Here is a 20,298-nt window from a genome sequence, read left to right as displayed (position 1 = left end):
TCGCCACCCGGTGAATCGTCACCCGGTGGATCGGTGAAGCGTGATCCACCCTACGACCCGTCTAGAACAGGTTGCGCGGCAGCCAGACGATCATCACTGCGCAGAAGATGGCAAGGCCGATGCAAAACCAGAAAAATCTACTTTGCCGTCGTTCCCCGGCGGTATCAGCCAGGGCGGGGAGGGGCATGCCGCAGTTGCTGCACTCGGCTTCCTGCGGCGGGTTGGGTTGCTGGCAGTACAGGCATCTGGGCATGGCCGCGTCCTCTCTAGGTCAGTTCCAGATTGCCATGTACGGCCGCTGTTCGAGATTGACGGGCATCAACCCGTTGCGAAAGCTTGTCGCTGCCGCACGGTTAGCTGCGAGGGGCTTCAAGGATTGTTGATCCGCTGGCCTGTCACTCGAAGGATTCGAGGCGTTGGCGATCAAGGATGGTGATTTGCCGACCTTCCTGAGTGATGATTTGCTCGTCGATCAAGCGCCTGATGATCCGTGAAAAGGTCTCCGGCTGGATCGACAGGTGGCCCGCAATGAGCTGCTTGGCCATCGGCAGCTCGAAGCTGTTGCCTTCATCCTTCAGACGCGCCAGCTGCGTCATCAAATAGCGCACCACGCGGTGAGTGGCGTTCTTCAACGAGAGGGTCTCGATTTCATTGATGCGTTGGTGCAAGCGCACGCTCAGTTTGCCGAGCAGGGCAAAGGAGAGCTTTTGGTTCGCCTCCAGCAGACGCATGTATGCCGTGTTGGAGAAGCGGTAGACCTGCGTCGGGCACACGGCCTGGGCGGAGGCGACGTAGTTGGGCGTGTCCATCAGCATCATCGCTTCGGCAAAGGTCTGGCGATTGCCGATCACCTCGAAGACTTTTTCCTGCCCGTCCGGGGTCAGGCGGTAGATCTTCACTGCGCCAGAAATCACGAAATAGAACGAGTGCGCCGGTTCGCCCTGGTGAAAGAGGTTGTCGCCTTTGTCCAGGTTGAGCAGCTGGCTTGCGCTCATCAGCTCGTCCATCTGTTCGTCGTTCAGGGGTTCGAACAGGTGGTGGCTGCGAAGAATCTGGTTATGTACGCGATGAAGCACCATGCAAGGCATCCTTATTTCTAATAATTAGCCGTCCGCAATCAAGGTTGACGGAGCGGAACGATAGCTGCGCTCAAACTGGCTGACCAAGGCAGGGGCAGAGCGCAATGAAGAGAGTTACAGAGCCTAGCCTAGATGCCATGGCACAAGTATTGATGCAGGCCGGATTAGCACGAAGGCTGAGACAGGATCCTCTTGCGCATCTGGTTTCACTGACCCGATATGACGGCTTCGTGCCAGTGCGGCGGGGCGAACAGGCTTGGATAGCGCTCAAGCGCGACGTGGATCCGTTGGGCGCCGTCGGCTCGCTCGGCGGGTACGGCCAGTGCCTTGGCACCGCCGAGGAGGTCGGCGAGTAACCCGTGCAACGCCGCGTCGGCCTGTGCGGACAATTCGCAGTTGGCGATCAGGTAGGAGACGCTGTCCTCGACCTCCTTCTGCAATGCCAAGGCCTGGCGCTCGCTGATCGGTTGCGCCGGATCGTCTGGCAGCGCGGCCTCGGCGGCCTGGCGGAGGCGCGTCATGCCTTCACGCAGGGCGGCATCGGTTGCCCACTGCTGCTCGCCGCCAGCGGGTGACGCAGCGTGCGCGCCGTGCCCGTCGTGAGTAACCGTTGCCTGCGCGGTATCGACTACCACGTCGAGCGCCACGCCACTGGCCAGCGCCAGCATCGACGCCATTGCAAGGCCCCACGCCAAGGGTTGGATGACTGCTTTCATATGCACCTCCGGTACTGCAGGGGCGGGCCGTCTGGCCCGTAGCGTTGTTGTCGCCTCAGTGCGCAGACGCCTGGGCGAACAGGATGTTGTTCTCCAGATGAATGTGCTGCATGAGGTCACCGCGCAGCTCTTCGAGCCCGCGATACAGCGCGCGCCAGGTATTGCAGGCGTTTGCCGGTGGGGTGATGTCATCGGTGAGTTCGGCCAGGCGCTGAAGCGCGGCGCCGTGCTGGTCATGCTCGTAGCGCATCACTGCGATCGGACCTTGGGTCTGCGGCAATTGCATGTCGCGGCGCAGCATCGGAAAGAGGATCTGCTCCTCCTTGAGCATGTGGCTTTCCAGTTCCTGCTGCATGCACCACAGATGTTCGGCGAGCCCGGTCGGGCAGTCCGCCTTGTTGCCATGCACCTGCTCGACACGGGTGGCCAAGCGGATCAGCTCTGGGAACTGCTCACGATGACGTTCGTGAAAGCGTTCGAGCAGGTAGTCGATCAGCGATCCGGCCGGCACATTGCGCCAGTCAGGCTCAGTCGTAGACTCGCTTCCCAAAGCAGCCAACTCGTCCGCGATCACCTGGGCGTCAAGGTTGCGCTGCAGGGCAGCGTCGCGCAGCGGGGTGTCGCCACCGCAACAGAAGTCCAGCTTGTAATGGCGAAACACGCGGGTGGCGCCAGGGATCAGGCAAGCCAGGCTGCCCAGGGTTTGCTCGGTAAGCGCAGTCGTCATGGTGGCGTTTCCAAGGGTGGAAGTACTCAGAACAACGCAAGCGCTATGCCATCATCAAGTTATTGATTTATAAGATATAAATATTAATGGTGGTGAAATGTACCTGGGCGGTATAGGGTTTAAAAAACCATAGGGGTAGTAATCACCATGATGGAAGAAGCACTGCTGGCTGACCTTGTCACCGAACTGCCCAATGCGGTTCGCCTGCAACGTCTGGTGCACACGCTGCATCAGCGGTTTCGCTGTGGTGCGGTGGTGCTGCTACGTCTCGACGAGGACACCCTGCGCCCGCTGGCTGCGGTGGGGCTGGTGCAGGAGGCCCTCGGCCGACGCTTCGTGGTGGCTCAGCATCCGCGGCTGGCCGCCATCCTCTCGCAGCGTGAACCCACCTGGTTCGAGCCCGACAGCCGTTTGTCCGACCCCTACGATGGGCTGCTCGATGCGCACGTCGGCGAGCCCCTGCCGGTGCACGATTGCATGGGCGTGAGCCTGTTCGTGGAGGGCAAGCTATGGGGCGCGCTGACCCTCGATGCGCTGCATGCCGGCACCTTCGATGACGAGGCGCGGCGTGATCTGCAGCGTTACACGCTGGTGATCGAGGCCGCCATCCGCATCACCCGGTTGGAACACGAAAATCGCGGCCTGCGGCTGGCCCGTAGCGACGTGCTGGAAACCACCCCGGTGCCGGGCGACGGCGAAATTCTTGGGCAAAGCGTTGTGATCCGCGAGTTGTTGCGTGAGCTGGAAGTGGTTGCCGATTCGGAACTGCCAGTGCTGCTGCTGGGCGAAACCGGCGTGGGCAAGGAGCTGTTCGCGCGCTGGCTGCATCGACATTCGCGGCGCCGCAACAAGCCGCTGGTGCTGGTCAATTGCGCCGCGTTGCCCGAATCGCTGGCCGAGAGCGAGCTGTTCGGGCACGTCAAGGGTGCGTTTTCGGGCGCTACCACGGATCGTCCCGGACGTTTCGATGCGGCCAATGGCGGCACGCTGCTATTGGACGAGGTGGGCGAGCTGCCGCTGGTGGTGCAGGCCAAGCTGCTGCGCACCTTGCAGAACGGGGAGATCCAGCGCCTCGGGGCCGACAAGCCGCGTCAGGTGGACGTACGCATCATCGCGGCGACCAACCGCAACCTGCGCGAAAGCGTGCGAGACGGACATTTCCGCGCAGATCTCTATCACCGACTTTCGGTCTATCCGGCGCCGATCCCGCCCTTACGCGAGCGTGGCAACGATGTCCTGATTCTGGCCGGCTACTTTCTCGAGCTGAACCGCGCCCGGCTGGGCTTGCGCAGCATGCGGCTGTCGCCGGCCGCCGAGCGGGCATTGCTCGGCTACGCCTGGCCGGGCAACGTCCGCGAGCTTGAGCATGTGATCAGCCGAGCGGCGCTGCGGTTGCTTAGCCGTGGCGCCTCGCGCAGCGAAATCCTCACGCTCGAGCCGGAGCTGCTGGATCTGGACAGCGAACACGTCGGCGTCTTCGCTCCGGCTGCTGAGGTCGAACCCCTGGCGACGGAGGCTGAGATCGTCTCGTTGCGCGAAACCGTCGATGGCGCCCAGCGCCAGGCAATCATCCGGGCGCTGGAGGCCTGCGGTGAAAACTGGGCGCAGGCGGCGCGATTACTGGATGTCGACTCGAGCAACCTGCACAAGCTGGCGCGGCGTTTGAAACTGAAATGAGCGCTCGCTGGGACGGGGTACAGCTCGGTCCTGTTCCGCCAGTCGGCGTGAGTCGTCTTTGTCGGATGGCGGTCTAAGCTTTCACCATCACGACGAGGAGATTTCCATGGCTTTGGACCATGACCAGTTCAACCAGCTGCTGAGCGAGGCTCAGGCGCACGCCGACCGAGCAGCCAGCGAGAACAATCCGCAGCATTATCAGCAGGCGTTCGAGTCGAGCCTCAAGGCGATGCGTCTGCTCGCCGAGGAGTCCGGAAACTGGCGGGACGCCGTTGTTCGCGCGACTGAGGAATATCAGGGCGACGAAGGGATATAACGCAGCATCAAGTCGGACGGGTATCGCAATGATTGCCGTCCTGATTGCCAGGCCAGCGCCCTTTAGGAGCGAGCTTGCTCGCGAGCCTGGGCTCCGAAGGGCCCAGCTTGGTCTTGCTTCTGCGGCTGGTTTTGTTCTCTTGGCTTCGTTGGCTGCCAGCTTCGTCCCCTTGACGCTTATCAATGCCTCTCGTCGGAGGCCTACCTAGACTGCCGACTTTCCGTCCGGCCCGGACGGGCACCGTTGCCGTTGGCAGGGTGCGCATGATTCCGCATGTCTAGGAGTTGCCATGCACTTGGTCTGTCCAGCAGGTAGCCTGCCCGCGCTCAAGGCTGCCGTTCAGCAGGGTGCCGACGCCATCTACGTCGGTTTTCGTGACGACACCAATGCCCGCCATTTCGCCGGCCTCAACATGGATGCGAAGCAGCTCGACAAGGGACTGCAGCTGATCCGCGAGAAGCGCCGCCAGCTCTACATTGCCGTCAATACATATGCCCAGCCACAAGGCTGGTCCCGTTGGCAGCGTGCGGTGGACCAGGCCGCTGACCTGGGCGTGGACGCACTGATCGCTGCCGATCCGGGCGTGCTCGGCTATGCCGCCAAACGCCACCCGCAGCTCAACCTGCATCTGTCGGTGCAGGGCTCGGCGACCAATGCCGCCGCGCTGGATTTCTATCAACAACGCTACAACATCAAGCGCGCGGTGCTGCCGCGGGTGCTGTCGCTCAAGCAGGTCAAGCAGGTCGCCGCCAGCAGTCCGGTGCCGATCGAAGTGTTTGCCTTCGGCAGCCTGTGCATCATGGCCGAGGGCCGTTGCCACCTGTCTTCCTATCTCACCGGTGAATCACCGAATTTGTGCGGCGTCTGCTCGCCAGCCAAGGCGGTGCGCTGGAGCGAGGAGCCGGAAGGGCTGACCTCGCGGCTGAATAACGTACTCATCGACCGTTACGCCGAAGGCGAGTCAGCTGGCTATCCGACGCTGTGCAAGGGCCGCTTCATGGTCAATGGCGAGCGCTTTCACGCACTGGAAGAGCCCACCAGCCTGAATACCCTGGACCTGATACCTGAGCTGGCGAACATCGGTGTCACGGCAATGAAGATCGAGGGGCGGCAGCGCAGTCCTGCTTATGTCGAGCAGGTCACCCGCGTCTGGCGCTCGGCGCTGGACGCCTATCTGCAGGCGCCGCAGCGTTATGCCGTGCAGCCAGGCTGGCGCGCAGTTCTCGATGGCTTGTCGGAGGGCTCGCAAACGACCCTCGGCGCTTACCACCGGGCGTGGCAGTGAATCTCTTCAGCAAGGAGCAGTTATGAAACTCAGCCTAGGCCCCGTGCTGTTCTATTGGGATCGCCAGCAGACGCTGGACTTCTATGCCGACATGGCAGACATGCCGCTCGATGTAATCTACCTCGGGGAAACTGTCTGCTCCAAACGCCGCGACATGGGACTGGACGACTGGCTTGGCCTGGCGCGTGAGCTGAAACAGCAATCAGCAGCGCAGCTGGTGCTGTCCGGCCTTGCGCTGGTCGAGGCGGCTTCGGAGCTGTCCAGCCTGCGTCGGCTCTGTGAGAACGGCGAGCTGATGGTCGAGGCCAACGACATGGGTGCGGTGCAGTACCTGTCCGAGAAGGGCGTGCCTTTCGTGGGCGGCCCGGCGCTCAACCTCTACAACGGCCATGCACTGGCCGAACTGGTGAGCAGCGGCATGCAGCGCTGGGTGCCGCCCGTGGAGATTTCCGGGGCGATGATCCGCGACGCGCGTGCGCAGCTGTCTCAGCTCGGTGTCGCCGTGCCGGAAATCGAGATCTTCGCCTACGGCCACCTTCCGCTGGCCTACTCGGCGCGTTGTTTCACCGCCCGCGCGGAAAATCGGCCGAAGGACGATTGCCAGTTCTGCTGTCAGAACTACCCAGAAGGCATCCCGCTGTTGAGCCAGGAAGGCGAGGCGCTGTTCACCATCAATGGCATCCAGACCCTGTCGGCCTCAGTCAGCAATCTGTTGGCGGACTATCCGGCGCTGGTCGAGAGCGGTGCCGAGCTGCTGCGGCTGAGCCCGCGCGCATCGGGCATGATCGAGGTCGTTCAGGCATTTGATGCGGTGCGCAAAGGTGGCCTGCCACCGCTCGCCGTCGACGGCTGCAACGGTTACTGGCATGGCCAGCCTGGCATGCTGCGCGCCGAGGAGGCCGGACTATGCTGAACCCTTGTGCACATTTATTGAAACTGGGCGAGCACCTGTTGCCGCTGGCCGCGCGAACCCCATTCGCGCTGCAACGTATCGCCTTGGAGCGCAGCCTGAATCAGCTCTTCGCTGAGCCATTGGCTGAGGATGCCTTCGAGGCCTTGGAAGGCCACTGGATGCGCCTGGAAGTCGTCGACCTCAAGCTGGCCTGGTGCCTGAGCTGCGACCGGCAGAAGTTGCGCATCGCCGAGCAGGCTCCGGTCCAGGTCACCATCCGTGGCAACTGGCGTGAGTTCCTGTTGCTCGCCAGTCGTCAGGAAGACCCGGATACGCTGTTCTTTCGTCGCCGGTTGGTGATCGAAGGCGACACCGAACTCGGCCTGGCAATCAAGAACCTGATCGACAGCCTGGACCCGGAGCTGTTGCCGCCGTGGCTGTGGAAAGTGCTGCAAGGCGCGGGCGAGGAAGTGGCGCAGGCCGGCCGTGCGCAGCCGGTAAGCGCCTGATCTGACACTTGCCGCTGCGCGGTAGCCCGCATTCTGTGGCGTCTTTGCTGGGCGTTACACCGAGTGCAGCCGGTGCCGCGGTTTCATGCGGTCGCTGGCAATGATGTTGCGCATGTCCTCGAACAGCGCATCGGCTTCGGCTTCGGAGCAATCTTCACGGTAGCGCTTGCGCAGTCCGTAACTGCTGAGGGTGATATGGACGTTCGCGACTACGCCGTGCTGCGCGAGGCAGGCGCGTGCGCAATGCAGCGGGCAGCCGTCGATAGCCAGGATCGCTCGGCCAGAGTTGGCCTTATTGACCAGCGAGCTGACCCGGCCGCCGACACCGGCAATGCAGGACATTTCGGCCAGACCGGCACGATCCAGGCGCACCGCAAGGGTATTGGCCAGTTGCGCCACGTTGGAGCAACCCGAGCAGGCATAGACGAGGGGCAGGCGGGGTGCGGACATGCGGTTCTCCCGATTCGAAAGGGCCAGCGAAAGTATCCGGGCCAATGCAGCGGTGGCCCATGACGATCGTCAAGAAGCTGGGGCAATCCGTCGCAGTTCAGTCCTGATAAGCGGCCAGGCCCCGGCTGTCGAGTATCTCGATGCGCCGGCGCTGCACGCTGATCATTCCCGACTCGATCAGCCGGTGCAGGATGCGCGAAAAGGTCTCCGGCTGAATGCCCAGCTTGGAGGCGATCAGACGCTTGGGCACATCGAGGGTCACCACGCCGCTGTCGTCCTCTTGCGACTGATAGAGAAAGCGCACCACGCGATGACTGGCGTTGGCCAGCGTCAGGGTGTCGATTTCGTTCAGACGCTGATGCAGCCGAATGCTCAGGGTGCCGAGTATGTCCAGGCAGATGCTCGGGTGTTGCTCGAGCATGCGCCGGTAGTGCGGGCCATTAAGGCTGGCGAGGAGGCTGGCCTTCAGTGCTGTGGCACTGACCGGATAGTTCGGCGCGCCAGTGAACAGCAAGGCTTCGGCAAATGACTCGCCAGCGCGGATGACCTCGACCAGTTTTTCTTGGCCGTCACAGACTACGCGGTGCAGCTTCACCTGACCGCTGAACAGAAAATAGAACCGCTCCGCCTTGTCGCCTTGATGAAACAGCGAGGCACCGGCGGGCAGCCGCTTGAGGTTGGCCGAGGCGCACACTTCCTGTAGCGCGGCTTCGGGCAATCGGCTGAACAGGTGGTGTCGGCGGAGGTCCGCAACGAGGGATGTTTCGGTCAGCATGGTTCCTCCACCGGCACCTGTCCGGGATTGTTCGACGTTGCATCGTAGGAGCACGCATCGCCCACCTTCCTTGATCGCAGACAAGATCGTCGGCCGCGGTTGCCTCAGAGCCATTTTAAAAATACGGCCAAGGTGAATTGACGATGGTCAATTCGCTTGCGGACGTAATTGCCTACATTTCACATCATCTAGTGTTTAAAGAAGTTTTTGTAACTACATATGGTGATGGAGGCGTGATGCTGGGGCTTGAAGAAGTGAATCGACCGGTCTCGCTGCGCAAGCGGGATGGGAGGCTGGTCGCGTTCGTACTGGACAAGATCGGCGCGGCAATCGAGGCCGCGGGCCTGGCCACCGGTGAGTTCGAACTAGCCACTGCCCAGGCGCTGGCTGCTCAGGTCCTGGTGCGCCTGCCGCAGCGGGTGGTGGAGGTCGAGCAGGCTCAGGATGCGGTCGAGCGGGTTTTGATGGAGGCTGGTTACTACGACACGGCGCGCGCCTACATCGTCTACCGCGAGCGTCATGGACGGCTGCGGCGCGATCGCAAGTCACTGGTCGATGTCGCTTCATCGATGAACGAATACCTCTCGCGCGAAGACTGGCGGGTACGCGCCAACGCCAACCAGGGCTACTCGCTGGGCGGGCTGATTCTCAACGTGTCGGGCAAGGTCACTGCGAATTATTGGCTAGACGAGGTCTACAGCCCGGAAATCGGCATCGCCCATCGCGAGGGCGATCTGCACATCCATGACCTGGACATGCTCGCCGGCTATTGCGCGGGCTGGTCGCTGCGCACCTTGCTCAATGAAGGCTTTAACGGCATACCCGGACGCGTTGAGGCGGGACCACCGAAGCACCTGTCCAGCGCGCTGGGGCAGATGGTCAACTTCCTCGGCACCTTGCAGAACGAGTGGGCCGGTGCCCAGGCGTTCAGCAGCTTCGATACCTACCTGGCGCCGTTCGTGCGCAAGGACGGCCTGGGATTCGCCGAAATCCGTCAGGCGATCCAAGAGTTCATCTACAACCTCAATGTGCCGTCGCGCTGGGGCACGCAGACGCCCTTTACCAACCTGACGTTCGACTGGGTCTGCCCCGAAGACCTGCGTGAGCAGATTCCCTACATCGGCGGTGAAGAGATGCCTTTCGCCTACGGTGAGCTACAGGCCGAGATGGAGTTGATCAACCGCGCCTATATCGAGGTGATGCAGGCTGGCGATGGCCTGGGCCGGGTGTTTACCTTCCCGATCCCGACCTACAACATCACCCACGATTTTCCCTGGGACAGCGAGAACGCCGACCGCCTGTTCGAGATGACCGCGCGTTACGGCCTGCCGTACTTCCAGAACTTCCTCAACTCGGACATGCAGCCCAATCAGGTGCGTTCGATGTGCTGCCGCTTGCAGCTGGACGTGCGCGAATTGCTCAAGCGCGGGGGTGGGTTGTTCGGTTCGGCCGAGCAGACCGGCTCGCTCGGCGTGGTGACGGTCAACTGCGCACGCCTGGGTTATCTGCATTCAGGCGACTGGCCAGGGCTGATCGAGCATCTCGATGCGCTGCTTGAACTGGCCATGCAGAGCCTGGAGGTCAAGCGCAAGGTGATCCAGCACCACATGGATGCCGGGCTCTATCCTTACACCAAGCGTTACCTGGGCACGCTGCGCAATCACTTCTCCACCATTGGCGTGAACGGGCTGCACGAGATGGTGCGCAACTACACCGAGGATACCGAGGGCTTGCACACCGAAGCCGGCCGGCGTCTGGCCGTCGACCTGCTCGACCATGTTCGAGCTGTGCTGGTGCGCTTTCAGGAAGAAACCGGCCACCTATACAACCTCGAAGCGACGCCCGCCGAAGGCACCACTTACCGATTCGCCAAGGAAGACCGCAAGCGCTTCCCGGAAATACTACAAGCGGGCTCTGCCGAGGCGCCGTACTACACCAACTCTTCGCAGCTTCCGGTGGGCTTCACCGACGACCCGTTCGAAGCCCTGATGCTGCAGGACGAGCTGCAGACCAAATACACCGGCGGCACCGTATTGCACCTGTACATGGCCGAGCAGATCTCCTCGACACAGGCCTGCAAGAACCTGGTGCGCACCGCGCTGGGACGCTTCCGCCTGCCTTACCTGACCATCACCCCGACGTTCTCGATCTGCCCCGTTCACGGCTACCTGAGCGGTGAACACGAGTTCTGCCCCAAGTGCGACGAGGTGCTGGTCGCCAAGCAGCAAAGCTGCTGCGCCTGATCTGGTTCCATAGGAGCCAGCTTGCTGGCGATCATCTATCAGCGCGCCAACTGGCGCATCGGTCGAAAACCCAACCCTGAAGGAGCGACACATGACCCAAACCACTCAACTCCCCGAAGCCCAACGTCAGCGCTGCGAAGTCTGGACCCGCGTGATGGGCTATCACCGTCCGGTCGCGGCGTTCAACCCGGGCAAACAATCCGAGCACCGTGAACGCACCCATTTCACCGAGCAGGCCGCCGGTTTGGCGCGTTAGTCATGGGCGCCGCGCTACGGGTCGGGGGCATGGTGCCCCTGACCACCCTCGACTTTCCTGATCATCTGGCCTGCGTTCTGTTCTGCCAGGGCTGTGGCTGGCGTTGCCGCTATTGTCACAACCCTGAGCTGATCCCGACCTGTGGCGCCGAGGAGCGCAGCTGGGCGGAGATTCTGGGCTTTCTCGATCAGCGGGTCGGTCTGCTCGAGGCGGTGGTGTTCAGCGGCGGCGAGCCGACCCTGCAACTGGCGCTGCCGGACGCCATTGCCCAGGTGCGCGAGAAAGGCTTCAAGATCGGCCTGCATAGCGCCGGTATCAAACCGAAACTGTTCCGCCAGGTGCTGCCGCTGGTGGACTGGGTGGGGTTCGACGTCAAGGCGTTGCCGGAGCACGGTCGACTGATTACGGGGGTCGAGGGGAGCGGCGAAGCCAACTGGAAAAGCCTGGAAGCGCTGCTGGAGAGCGGCGTCGCGCACGAATGCCGAACCACGGTTCATTGGCAGCTGTTCGACGCCGAACGTCTGTGGGAGATGGCGCAGCGACTGCGCAAACTCGGTGTCGAGCGCTTCGCCGTGCAATGCGTGCGCACGGCGAAAATGCTCGACGACGGCCTCGCCGATAGCCGTGCACCCTACGATCAGCAAAAACTCTGGGACCGGATGGGGAGGCTATTTCCGTCGTTCATACTGCGAGGGTAAGGGGAGAAGGCCGTCGATGCGGCGTGCGGTGGGCTAAAGCCCACCCTACGGGCGGTACATAGCGGTAGGGTGGGCTTCAGCCCACCGTCTGCGTGAACGATCCACGGCCTCTCGGCGCCGTGAGGGCCGATAACTTTCTGGCCAGGTACAGCCTTCACGCCTATCGCTCTGGCAGGAGCCGGCGTCGGTATCCAGCGGCCAGACGATGCTGCCCCGAGCGGCTGTTCCGCGCGGTTATCCGAGATCCCGGCGCATGCCAATGTGCGGAATCCCATCCTCGAGATAGACCTCGCCCACCGGCTTGAAGCCGTAGCGCCCGTAATAGCCTTGCAGGTGGGCCTGCGCGGACAAGTAGATCGGCCGCCCCGGCCACTTTTCCCCGGCATGGTCGAGTGCCTGCACCATCAATTTATGTCCAATGCCCTGGCCGCGAGCCGAAGGTGCAGTAGCGACGCGGCCGATCACTACGTTGCCGTCTTGCTGAACGGGGTCGAGCAGGCGCAGGTAGGCGACCAATTGCTCCTCTTGCCAGGCCATCAGGTGGCAGGTATCGCCCAGCAGGTCCTGGCCGTCCACATCCAGGTACACGCATTGTTGCTCGACCACGAAAACCTCAGCGCGCAGGCGCAGAATCGCGTAGAGCTGCTGCGCGCTGAGTTCGGTGTGGTGTTTGCAGATCCAGTTGATAGACATAACGCCGACTCGCTGAGAAAACCTGCAGCGAATACTAAAGGTATTGCGCGCCCAAACGCTGTCGATGATCCCTCTTCGCGGCAGTCGGCGCCCTCCGACTATTTCGGTGCTGGCGCGCTCCTGCAGGAGCGGGCTTGCTCGCGAAGCGCGAGATCAGAGTCAGCCTTGGCCCTGTAGCGACACCCGTCACCTGTGCGCTGGTCCAGCGACGTGGCGGTGGGCTGAAGCCCACCCTACGGTTGAATACCTAACAGTAGAGTGGGCCGACGAGGTTCCGCCGCAGCCTATCCACCGGCACGAGTGATTCAGCCAGGTAGGGTGGGCTTCAGCCCACCGTTCTGACTGTACGAATCAGCTCCAACCCCAGAATTGCAGATACCAGCCGTAACCAACCACCGCGGTCGCCAGCCCCACGCAACCGAATGCCGCCATCCGCCGCAACCCATTGGCGCCGTGGCGGCTGATCACGCGCCAGGCCAGGTAGAGACTCCAGCCGACGGCACCGACCAGCAGCAGCGCGCGGGTCGGCTGCGCCCAGGCAAGGATGAAACCCTCGTAGCGCAGCAGCTTGATGGTGGTGGCTGAAAGACCGAGAAAAAGTCCGGCGCCGCCCAGCGGCGTCAGTGTCAGCGCCAGGTGATGAAACACGCTGTCGCCGCGGTTCATCAGCCTCACCGCGCCTTGCAACAGCAGCCACAGCGCACCACCGATCAGCAGTGAGCTAGCGCCGATGTAGGTGAGAATCGCCGCACCGTCGAGCCAGGTGAACGCATCGTTGTTCTGCGGATAATGCGTCAGCAGCCACCACGGCGCGTTGGCCTCCAGCGGCCAAAAGATGTCGTGATCGACCAGCCACTCGGCTGCGGTCTGCTTGAGGGTGATAAACCAGGGGCTGACCGTCCACTGAAAGGCGCCCATGGCCAGCCCGATCATGCCAAACAGCAGCAGCGTGCTGTCCCAATGACCTTGTTGCGGCTGGTTGCCGACAATGAGGATTTCCTGATTCGGCGAGCGGGCGGCGAGGGCGACCGCGCCACGCTGGCCGCTGCAGCGACCACAGGCGTGGCACTCGCTGTTGCCTTGCATGCGGCGGATGTCGATCAGCGGGGCGCAGTTGGGCGTGGCGAGCTTCGGTCCCTGGTTGGCCTGCCACAGCTCCTCGTCGACTTTGTAGTGCATCGGCGCCAGCCGGGCGAGCAGGCCGAACACGCCGCTCACCGGGCACAGGTGCCTGCACCAGACGCGCTTACCACGGCCATAGAGGAAGCCAACGATCATCGCGGCCACCGTCGAGCCGCCAAGGATCAGCGCGGCGGCGCGACCATAGTCATAAACACTGATCAGCTGGCCATAGACGGTGGTCAGCACGAACGCGATGGTCGGCCAGCCGCTCCAGCGAATCCACTGCGGGGTGCGCTTGTTCAGCCCGCGCCAGCTGATCCATTCACTGAGCGAGCCTTCCGGGCAGAGCACCCCGCACCAGAGCCGGCCGAAGAGCACCATCGACAGCAGCACGAACGGCCACCACAAGCCCCAGAACAGGAACTGGGCGAACACCGTGATGTTGTCCAGCATCCGCGCTTCGGAGGGCGGCAGCGAAAGCACCGCTGGAACCAGCAGCAGGACCAGATAGAAGCCAACCACCAGCCATTGGATCAGGCGGATGGTGTTGGCGTGCTGGCGCAGCAGGTCACCGATGCGTGCCAGCCAAGAGGCGTTGGTGATCATGCCGTGCGAGCCTCCAGACGAGCCTCCGGCTTCGGTCGCAGCCAGGCCCAGACGGCTAGCCAGTACAGCGCCATTACCATTACCGCGGCCAGCGAAGGCATGGCGCGGTAACCGGTCAGCCCGGCAAGGGTGCTACCCAAGGTGCCGCCGTCATCGAGCAGGGCCGAGGTGTCCCAGATAGGGTCACCGAAAACGGTGTAAAGCACTTCAGGCACGTCCATGCCCATCAGCTGGCCGCTGAAGCGGTCGAGGCCAGCCATCAGCAGCGCCGCGCCGAGCAACAGCAACAGTGCCTCGCTGACTCTGAAGAAACGCTTCCAGGAGAACAGCCGGCTGCCAGCCTGCAATGCCGCGTAGCTCAGCAGCGCGAGTGCAAAGCCAAGCACACCGCCGATGACGAAACCGGTCAGGTCCGAACCGTCCTGCTGGTGGCCGATGCCATACAGGAACACCACTGTTTCGCTGCCCTCACGCGCCACAGCGAGCATCGCCAGTACCAGCAAGCCAATGCCGCTGCCCTGGCTGAGGTGCGCGGCGGCGCTGTCGACCAGATTGCGTTTGAGATCGCGCCCATGATGGTGCATCCAGCCGACCATCTGCAGGATCAACAGTGCGGCAGCCAGCAGCATGGCGCACTGGAACCACTCGCCAGCGGGACCGGCCAGCCAGTCGCCGGCGCTGAGAATGCCCCAGCCCAGCAACGATGCCAAACCGAGGCCGGCAACCACGCCGCCCCAGAGCATGCGCAGCGCATGACGGTTGCCTGGCTGCTGGCTCAACCAGGCGTGCAGAATGCCGATGACCAGCAACGCCTCGACGCTTTCACGCCAGACGATGAACATTGATTGGCCCATGTCGCTTCTCCTGTGAAGAGACTACTTAGCGATGATTTCGCCTTCCGGGAGGTCCATGTGGAACTCATCGAAGAAGGGGTAGCGGCCGGGTTTGAGCGGATGAATCACGACGAACGAGGTGACACCGGGTGAGAGCACCTTTTCCACCCGCAGGGGTGTGCTCTCGAATTCGGTCGGCCCCTTGCCGGCATTGATCACGACGATCTTGAAGCGCTGGCGAGCCGGCACTTCGATGGTTGCTGGCTCGAAATGGCCGTCGCGGATGGTCAGCTCATAGGTCGGCAGACCGGCCTGGGCGCCGCCGGCAAAGCCGGCCGCGAGCAGGGCGAGGGCTGGGAGCAGGATGCGTTGCATGCTGACCTCCGGCTCAGTAGCCGCCTTTCTTGCCGATGCCGGCGTAGGTGAACTCGTAGTTCAGCGTGCACTGTTCGAACCAGGGCGCGACGCCGGTTTCCTTGTCAACGTGACGGCCAAACATCGCGTGCTTGCCGTCTGGCGGCGAGACGGTGAAGGTCAGCTGATACTTGCCCGGGCCCATCAGTTTGACGTTATCGCCATAGTGCGGGCCGTCGTTGGCCACCATCGGGTGAAAGTCGCCTTCGATTTTTTCGTCCGAGCCTTTCTTGCTCAGCGAGTAACGAATGTTCAGGTAGGAAACGAAGCTGCCTTCCTGCCAACCGTTGCGGTTGCCTTCGGTGGCGGCGATGTCGGCTTCCAGATGCACGTCAGATTTGGCGGCGTCCAGCATCATGCCGGCAGGCTCCATTTCGACCGGCTGCAAGTAAACGGCACCAACCTCCATACCGCCGCATTGTTGCGGTTCACCGATGGGGTATTCCTTGGCTTGGGCGAGGGGAGTGAGCAGCAGCGACGCGATGGCGAGGGTAGCGGGAATGCGCATGAAGCCTCCGAAGAGATGGGATGGTTGACGCAGAAAGGTTCGCACCTGTGATGCTTAACGATAATGATTCGCGTCAATTTTGAATGAAATACTTTGTAACGTATACCCTCCATCGTCCGTGTCGCTGCGTTTGATAACGCGGCAGGCAGCGTCTTGGGGGGCTTTGGAGTCGTTGCTGCGTTGAGTTGTCACACCCTGATCGAGTGTTGTCACAAAAGCGTTCTCATCGCTGCGGCTATGGCCAGTCGTTGGGTCGAGAGATCGATTAAATGCTGCGAGAGAGATCGATAGGGGCCTACCATATGCACTTTCGGAGTCGGGGAATTTCATGACTCAAGCTGTACTGGATGCCAGGACCGCCCGCGTACTGCCCTGGCTGGTTGCCATCGCGTTCTTCATGCAAACCCTTGATGGCACCATCCTCAACACCGCCTTGCCGGCCATGGCACGCGATCTTGCCGAAGACCCACTGCGCATGCAGGGAGTGGTCATCGCCTACATGCTCACCGTGGCGTTGTTGATTCCGGCCTCGGGCTGGGTAGCAGATCGCTTTGGTACCCGGAGGATCTTCTTTTCCGCCATCGTGCTGTTCACGCTCGGTTCGCTGTTGTGCGCGATGAGCACCAGCTTCAATCAATTGGTGATGTCGCGTGTGGTGCAGGCGGTAGGGGGCTCGCTGATGCTGCCGGTGGGGCGTCTGGTGATACTGCGGGCCTACCCGCGCAGCGAATTCGTCCGCGTGATGACGTTCATCGCTCTGCCCGGCATGGTCGGGCCATTGATTGGCCCGACGCTCGGTGGCTGGTTGGTCCAATACGCATCCTGGCACTGGATTTTTTTGATCAACCTGCCGGTGGGATTGATTGGCTGCATCGCTGCCTTTCGTTTCATGCCCGATCTGAAGAGCGCTGAGCGAATGCGCTTCGATACCTTCGGCTTCGTGCTATTTGGCAGCGCCATGGTGCTGATCACCATTGCCCTTGAAGGCCTCGGCGAAATGCAGATGCCCCATGCTCGGGTGCTACTGCTGGTGGTCATTGGCAGTGCCTGCCTGGCGGGCTACTGGCTGCGGGCGGGGCACATCGAAAAACCGCTGTTCAGCCCGTCTCTGTTTCATACCCGCAGCTTTGCCGTTGGCATTTTCGGCAATCTGTTTGCGCGCCTGGGCAGCGGGGCGTTGCCGTTTCTGCTGCCATTGCTGCTGCAGGTCGCGTTGGGCTATTCCCCGGCGCAAGCAGGCATGACCATGATTCCATTGGCGCTCGGCGCGATGTTCATCAAGCCATTGGCCAAGCCACTGATCGACCGCCTCGGCTACCGGCGCATTCTGATCGGCAACACCCTGCTGCTCGGCAGCCTGATCGCCAGTTTGGCGACCATCGACGGGCAGACTCCGACGGTACTGTTGCTCGTGCACCTGAGCCTGATCGGCATGGTTAACTCGATGCAATTCACCGCGATGAATACCGTCACCCTGGTAGGGCTCAGCAACCAGAACGCCAGCAGCGGCAACAGCCTACTATCGGTCGTGGTCCAACTGTCGATGAGTCTGGGCGTGGCTTCGGCCGGCGCCTTGCTGGGCGGCTTCACTGTGCCAGGTGCGGATGGCGCGGCCGTACTGGACGCGTTTCACCTGACCTTCCTGTGCATCGGGGCAATGTCGATGCTGGCAGCGTCATTGTTCTTTCAGCTGGACAGCAAGCAGGCCATGTCCGCCGGGCATATTGACACTGACTGATTGAGTTGGGATCAGCCGATACACAGCTCGGCTTCTTCCTCGTCCTCGGGGATCTCATCCGTGACAATCACCCGCGCATGCTGGGCATTGTCCTCCTCCAGACGGAGGCCGAAATACCGAGTGTCATACGCATCCCAGAACGCCTCGACCTGCTCCATCGTGGCGGCCTCGAGGAGTACCTCCAGGCTGTGCTCCAGGACAATGGTGTAGAGTTTTTCGGAAGACATGATTAGCAGGCTCGTGCTCAATTCAGGAGATGGCTGCTCCTCTGCAGCCGTGATGTCATTCTGACAGCTGACAAGCATTTGGTAGCTTCCGCTCATCGCCTGAAAAGAGATTCCCGCTGAACGGTTAGCCGCAATGTTGGTCAGTGCGAGCCCGGCTGGCTTCAGCTAGCCCTCTCGCCGATCTCTCCCATCAATCCTGCCCCGTCGTGTCGCTATTTGCGACATGTCTGTCCGCTTGTAGGTCGCTGTTGGATTGCTTCGCTCAAGCGCTTCTGGCGCATAGAGCTGAGCTTCAAGCCACGTTATGGACCAATCACTACCTCCAAGCGTTCCTCCAGAACCCGCTGCCTTTGTTTACCTGTACGAGTAAACATTATCGACCTGTCGTGTATCGCGACATAATGTTAGCGCTTGCCGGATGTGCCGGTCTCGACAGAAAAGGACTTGGTTATGGGAGCAATGGGAACGTTCTGGTTGGTGACGGGAGGCTCGCTCTGTGCGGCTCTGGTGCTGGTCATCATTTCGTGGCTGCAGTGGCTGCAGCTCGGGCAACACAGGGTTGAACTCGCCGTGCTCCGCGAGCTGCTACAGGGGCTCGGCGGGATCATTCAGCGGCTGGAGCAAGAAAACGCCGAGTTGACTGCAGGCCTGAGAGCGGAGACGGGGCAGGTCGAATTGCTCAAGCGGCAACTGAGTCAGCTACGTGGATGACTCAGTCTGCTCGCTCGGTTTGCGGTCTACCCCTGGGGGCTGTGTTCGACCTGCTCGCAATATTTCCGGTAGCTTTCCGACAGGTCTGATGGGCACACGCCGCACTGTCGATTGCCTGGGACGGCGTGGTCGATGAACTTCGGATATGGCAGATCCAGCTCTGCCATGATCGACCTGAATCGCTCCAGCGTCACGGCCTCACCCAGCCGCGGGTTGCGGCGCTTTTCCTGAGCAATGGTTGATACGCGGCGGCCATGGTAGTCGTGGCCGGGATAGACCAGGGTGTCGTCCGGCAAGCTGAACAGTTTGCCTCTGACGCTGTGGAAAAGGTCGTCCGCACTGCCGTTCTGGAAGTCCGTCCTGCCGCAGCCGTCTATCAGAAGGGCATCGCCACTGAACAGTCGATCGCCGAGCAGGTACGCGAAGTGCCCATCCGTATGGCCCGGCGTGTGCAACGGCACCAGCTGCAGGCTGCCGACCTCAAACGGGGTGCCTTCCTCGATGCCCACGTCGGTGCAGGCCAGCTTGTCGATGGCAGGGCTTGCGATACGGCAGCCGGTTTTCCGCTTCAGTTCCAGCGCCGCGGTGATGTGATCGGCATGTATGTGCGTATCGAGCGTAAACGCCAGCTTCAGGCCGAGGCCCGCCAGCTCGGCCAGATCGCGCTCCATCGCGGAAATGACCGGGTCAATCAGCACTGCTTGTCCGGTTTCTTCGCAGCCCAGCAAATAGGTGTAGGTGGAGGAAATGGGCTCGAATAGCTGGCGAAAGATCATTTTCATCTCCGTTCAGTGATGAGATGGCTGCGGCGTTTGGTCCAGCGTTTCCAGCAGTGCAAACTTCTCACGATCGATCTCGCCGCGCGTGCGGATACCTAAGCGGCGCATGATTGGGAGCGGTGGGCACCAGCCTTGGAGGCCGTGTTGCAGAAGAAAGGGCAGCACAACGCCCGGGAGCAGAAACCATTTCCGGTTCACCGTCAGCCCCAACAACAAGCCGGACAGCGCGAGCGACGAAGCGTTGACCTCCAAGGCCCGCTCAACATCCCACTCGCGATCCAGCGCCTCGATGCGCTGCATGATCGAGTGTCTATCCAGACGGCTGAAGTGGCGAATGTTGTCGTCGGTTTGTTGATCAATTGCGTGATTGAGGGCCGCGGATGTCGAGCGGCGAACTCGATCCGCCTGGTCACTTGTGGCAATGTTCTGATGGTTCGATGTCATGGCAGTCTCCTGTTGCACGCTGTGCCTGGTGGGGCTGGCGTGGCGAGAAAATGACTACGGGAACAGGGAGGCTGTGCGACGCCCTGAGTTCCGATGAGAACCGCTCCGACGAGCAGGAACACTTTATTGAGATATATATCGGTAAAATGTTCCGTCAACCTGTCCTGATCAACGGTGGAAAATGGCCTCTGCGTCAGAAATTGATATGGAAACGCTCCGCAGCAGTGCGGCGGAAGCTTGCGGTCTGCTCAAGGTCCTGGGTAACCCGGACCGGCTGCTGCTGTTGTGCCAGCTGACTCAGGGTGAGTACTGCGTCGGCGATCTGGCGACTCTGACCGATATCACTCAGCCGACCCTTTCTCAACAACTGACTGTGCTGCGTCACAACGGCATGGTCAGCACCCGTCGTGAAGGTAAACAGGTCTACTACGGCATCGCGAGCCCCCAAGCGATGGAGGTCATGCAGGTGTTGTACAAGCTCTACTGTCAGGCGCCTCAAGTCGCGGAGCACGTGAGCTGAGCGTTGGGCTGGCGTTTGGCCCTGCGCGCGCGGCGAGACGCGACTGCCCTCCGCTAGCAGCGCAGACCAACGGATAGCGG

General features: G+C 61.8%; 25 protein-coding genes. 11 read left to right on the top strand and 14 right to left on the bottom strand.

The annotated features are described in order from the left end of the window. Positions 1-61: 61 nt before the first annotated feature. From ACQKIK_RS04765 to ytfE, 4 genes are all read right to left on the bottom strand, one after another. Positions 62-253 carry a hypothetical protein gene (locus ACQKIK_RS04765; protein ID WP_045430046.1) on the bottom strand — a complete coding sequence of 64 codons (192 nt, stop codon included), beginning with the start codon at positions 251-253 and terminating at the stop codon, positions 62-64. 142 nt (positions 254-395) lie between these two features. Next, positions 396-1,079 carry a Crp/Fnr family transcriptional regulator gene (locus ACQKIK_RS04760; protein WP_045430043.1) on the bottom strand — a complete coding sequence of 228 codons (684 nt, stop codon included), beginning with the start codon at positions 1,077-1,079 and terminating at the stop codon, positions 396-398. Positions 1,080-1,285: 206 nt separating this feature from the next. After that, positions 1,286-1,795, bottom strand: coding sequence for a DnrO protein (locus ACQKIK_RS04755; RefSeq protein ID WP_499134916.1), 510 nt, complete (start codon positions 1,793-1,795; stop codon positions 1,286-1,288). Between the two features lie 55 nt (positions 1,796-1,850). Continuing rightward, positions 1,851-2,522, bottom strand: a complete 672-nt coding sequence (ytfE, locus tag ACQKIK_RS04750) for an iron-sulfur cluster repair protein YtfE (protein WP_499134915.1) — start codon at positions 2,520-2,522, stop codon at positions 1,851-1,853. A gap of 147 nt (positions 2,523-2,669) precedes the next feature. Between ytfE and norR the strand changes: the two genes are divergently transcribed. The 5 genes from norR (at position 2,670) to ubiT (ending at position 7,201) form a co-directional block, all read left to right on the top strand. Next, complete coding sequence (gene norR, locus ACQKIK_RS04745) at positions 2,670-4,199, top strand: nitric oxide reductase transcriptional regulator NorR (protein WP_045432159.1); 1,530 nt, start codon at positions 2,670-2,672, stop codon at positions 4,197-4,199. A gap of 106 nt (positions 4,200-4,305) precedes the next feature. Further along, positions 4,306-4,515, top strand: coding sequence for a hypothetical protein (locus ACQKIK_RS04740; RefSeq protein ID WP_045430036.1), 210 nt, complete (start codon positions 4,306-4,308; stop codon positions 4,513-4,515). A 289-nt stretch (positions 4,516-4,804) separates the two neighbouring features. Then, positions 4,805-5,800: a ubiquinone anaerobic biosynthesis protein UbiU gene (ubiU, locus tag ACQKIK_RS04735; protein ID WP_045430034.1), complete on the top strand. Its 996-nt coding sequence runs from the start codon at positions 4,805-4,807 to the stop codon at positions 5,798-5,800. A gap of 22 nt (positions 5,801-5,822) precedes the next feature. Continuing rightward, entirely contained in the window at positions 5,823-6,713 is an 891-nt protein-coding gene (locus ACQKIK_RS04730) for a U32 family peptidase (RefSeq protein WP_045430032.1), read from the top strand. After that, a complete protein-coding gene (gene ubiT, locus ACQKIK_RS04725) occupies positions 6,707-7,201 on the top strand; it encodes a ubiquinone anaerobic biosynthesis accessory factor UbiT (protein WP_499134913.1) in 495 nt (164 codons plus the stop codon). The genes ACQKIK_RS04730 and ubiT overlap by 7 nt, the downstream gene beginning before the upstream one ends. A 54-nt stretch (positions 7,202-7,255) precedes the next feature. Here the strand turns inward: ubiT and ACQKIK_RS04720 are convergent, their stop codons facing one another. Both ACQKIK_RS04720 and ACQKIK_RS04715 read right to left on the bottom strand, forming a co-directional pair. Further along, positions 7,256-7,651, bottom strand: coding sequence for a putative zinc-binding protein (locus tag ACQKIK_RS04720; RefSeq protein WP_045430026.1), 396 nt, complete (start codon positions 7,649-7,651; stop codon positions 7,256-7,258). 97 nt (positions 7,652-7,748) lie between these two features. Continuing rightward, positions 7,749-8,426, bottom strand: a complete 678-nt coding sequence (locus tag ACQKIK_RS04715; RefSeq protein ID WP_045430023.1) for a Crp/Fnr family transcriptional regulator — start codon at positions 8,424-8,426, stop codon at positions 7,749-7,751. A gap of 236 nt (positions 8,427-8,662) precedes the next feature. Between ACQKIK_RS04715 and ACQKIK_RS04710 the strand changes: the two genes are divergently transcribed. From ACQKIK_RS04710 to ACQKIK_RS04700, 3 genes are all read left to right on the top strand, one after another. After that, positions 8,663-10,669 carry a ribonucleoside triphosphate reductase gene (locus tag ACQKIK_RS04710; RefSeq protein WP_499134912.1) on the top strand — a complete coding sequence of 669 codons (2,007 nt, stop codon included), beginning with the start codon at positions 8,663-8,665 and terminating at the stop codon, positions 10,667-10,669. Positions 10,670-10,760: 91 nt separating this feature from the next. Further along, entirely contained in the window at positions 10,761-10,925 is a 165-nt protein-coding gene (gene nrdD, locus ACQKIK_RS04705; RefSeq protein WP_045430017.1) for an anaerobic ribonucleoside-triphosphate reductase, read from the top strand. A gap of 2 nt (positions 10,926-10,927) precedes the next feature. Further along, positions 10,928-11,623: an anaerobic ribonucleoside-triphosphate reductase activating protein gene (locus tag ACQKIK_RS04700; RefSeq protein WP_499134911.1), complete on the top strand. Its 696-nt coding sequence runs from the start codon at positions 10,928-10,930 to the stop codon at positions 11,621-11,623. A gap of 234 nt (positions 11,624-11,857) precedes the next feature. Here ACQKIK_RS04700 and ACQKIK_RS04695 read toward each other — a convergent pair whose 3' ends face one another. From ACQKIK_RS04695 to ACQKIK_RS04675, 5 genes are all read right to left on the bottom strand, one after another. Next, positions 11,858-12,316, bottom strand: coding sequence for a GNAT family N-acetyltransferase (locus ACQKIK_RS04695; protein ID WP_463308316.1), 459 nt, complete (start codon positions 12,314-12,316; stop codon positions 11,858-11,860). A 351-nt stretch (positions 12,317-12,667) separates the two neighbouring features. Further along, positions 12,668-14,044 carry a 4Fe-4S binding protein gene (locus ACQKIK_RS04690; RefSeq protein WP_499134909.1) on the bottom strand — a complete coding sequence of 459 codons (1,377 nt, stop codon included), beginning with the start codon at positions 14,042-14,044 and terminating at the stop codon, positions 12,668-12,670. Beyond that, positions 14,041-14,898: an FTR1 family iron permease gene (locus ACQKIK_RS04685; RefSeq protein ID WP_499134908.1), complete on the bottom strand. Its 858-nt coding sequence runs from the start codon at positions 14,896-14,898 to the stop codon at positions 14,041-14,043. Before ACQKIK_RS04685 ends, ACQKIK_RS04690 begins: the two co-directional genes overlap by 4 nt. 21 nt (positions 14,899-14,919) lie before the next feature. Next, the gene (locus ACQKIK_RS04680; RefSeq protein WP_045430005.1) at positions 14,920-15,252 is read right to left on the bottom strand and encodes a cupredoxin domain-containing protein; all 333 of its coding nucleotides are present in this window, start codon (positions 15,250-15,252) and stop codon (positions 14,920-14,922) included. A 13-nt stretch (positions 15,253-15,265) separates the two neighbouring features. Next, positions 15,266-15,799, bottom strand: coding sequence for an iron transporter (locus ACQKIK_RS04675; RefSeq protein ID WP_046164086.1), 534 nt, complete (start codon positions 15,797-15,799; stop codon positions 15,266-15,268). Between the two features lie 328 nt (positions 15,800-16,127). Between ACQKIK_RS04675 and mdtD the strand changes: the two genes are divergently transcribed. Continuing rightward, positions 16,128-17,537 carry a multidrug transporter subunit MdtD gene (gene mdtD, locus ACQKIK_RS04670; protein ID WP_499134906.1) on the top strand — a complete coding sequence of 470 codons (1,410 nt, stop codon included), beginning with the start codon at positions 16,128-16,130 and terminating at the stop codon, positions 17,535-17,537. An 11-nt stretch (positions 17,538-17,548) separates the two neighbouring features. Here mdtD and ACQKIK_RS04665 read toward each other — a convergent pair whose 3' ends face one another. Beyond that, the gene (locus ACQKIK_RS04665) at positions 17,549-17,764 is read right to left on the bottom strand and encodes a hypothetical protein (protein WP_045432156.1); all 216 of its coding nucleotides are present in this window, start codon (positions 17,762-17,764) and stop codon (positions 17,549-17,551) included. A 450-nt stretch (positions 17,765-18,214) separates the two neighbouring features. Between ACQKIK_RS04665 and ACQKIK_RS04660 the strand changes: the two genes are divergently transcribed. Next, the gene (locus ACQKIK_RS04660) at positions 18,215-18,475 is read left to right on the top strand and encodes a hypothetical protein (protein ID WP_463308321.1); all 261 of its coding nucleotides are present in this window, start codon (positions 18,215-18,217) and stop codon (positions 18,473-18,475) included. Positions 18,476-18,501: 26 nt separating this feature from the next. Here the strand turns inward: ACQKIK_RS04660 and ACQKIK_RS04655 are convergent, their stop codons facing one another. After that, positions 18,502-19,251, bottom strand: coding sequence for an MBL fold metallo-hydrolase (locus ACQKIK_RS04655; protein WP_046164088.1), 750 nt, complete (start codon positions 19,249-19,251; stop codon positions 18,502-18,504). A gap of 12 nt (positions 19,252-19,263) precedes the next feature. Beyond that, positions 19,264-19,698 carry a hypothetical protein gene (locus ACQKIK_RS04650; protein ID WP_463308322.1) on the bottom strand — a complete coding sequence of 145 codons (435 nt, stop codon included), beginning with the start codon at positions 19,696-19,698 and terminating at the stop codon, positions 19,264-19,266. 181 nt (positions 19,699-19,879) lie between these two features. Between ACQKIK_RS04650 and ACQKIK_RS04645 the strand changes: the two genes are divergently transcribed. Beyond that, positions 19,880-20,218, top strand: a complete 339-nt coding sequence (locus ACQKIK_RS04645) for an ArsR/SmtB family transcription factor (protein WP_241530320.1) — start codon at positions 19,880-19,882, stop codon at positions 20,216-20,218. Positions 20,219-20,298 lie beyond the last annotated feature (80 nt).

Source organism: Pseudomonas sp. NPDC047961, from assembly GCF_050272435.1.
Classification (GTDB): domain Bacteria; phylum Pseudomonadota; class Gammaproteobacteria; order Pseudomonadales; family Pseudomonadaceae; genus Stutzerimonas.
Note: the sequence above shows the minus strand (reverse complement) of the source record. Positions and strands in the feature narration are given on the sequence as shown.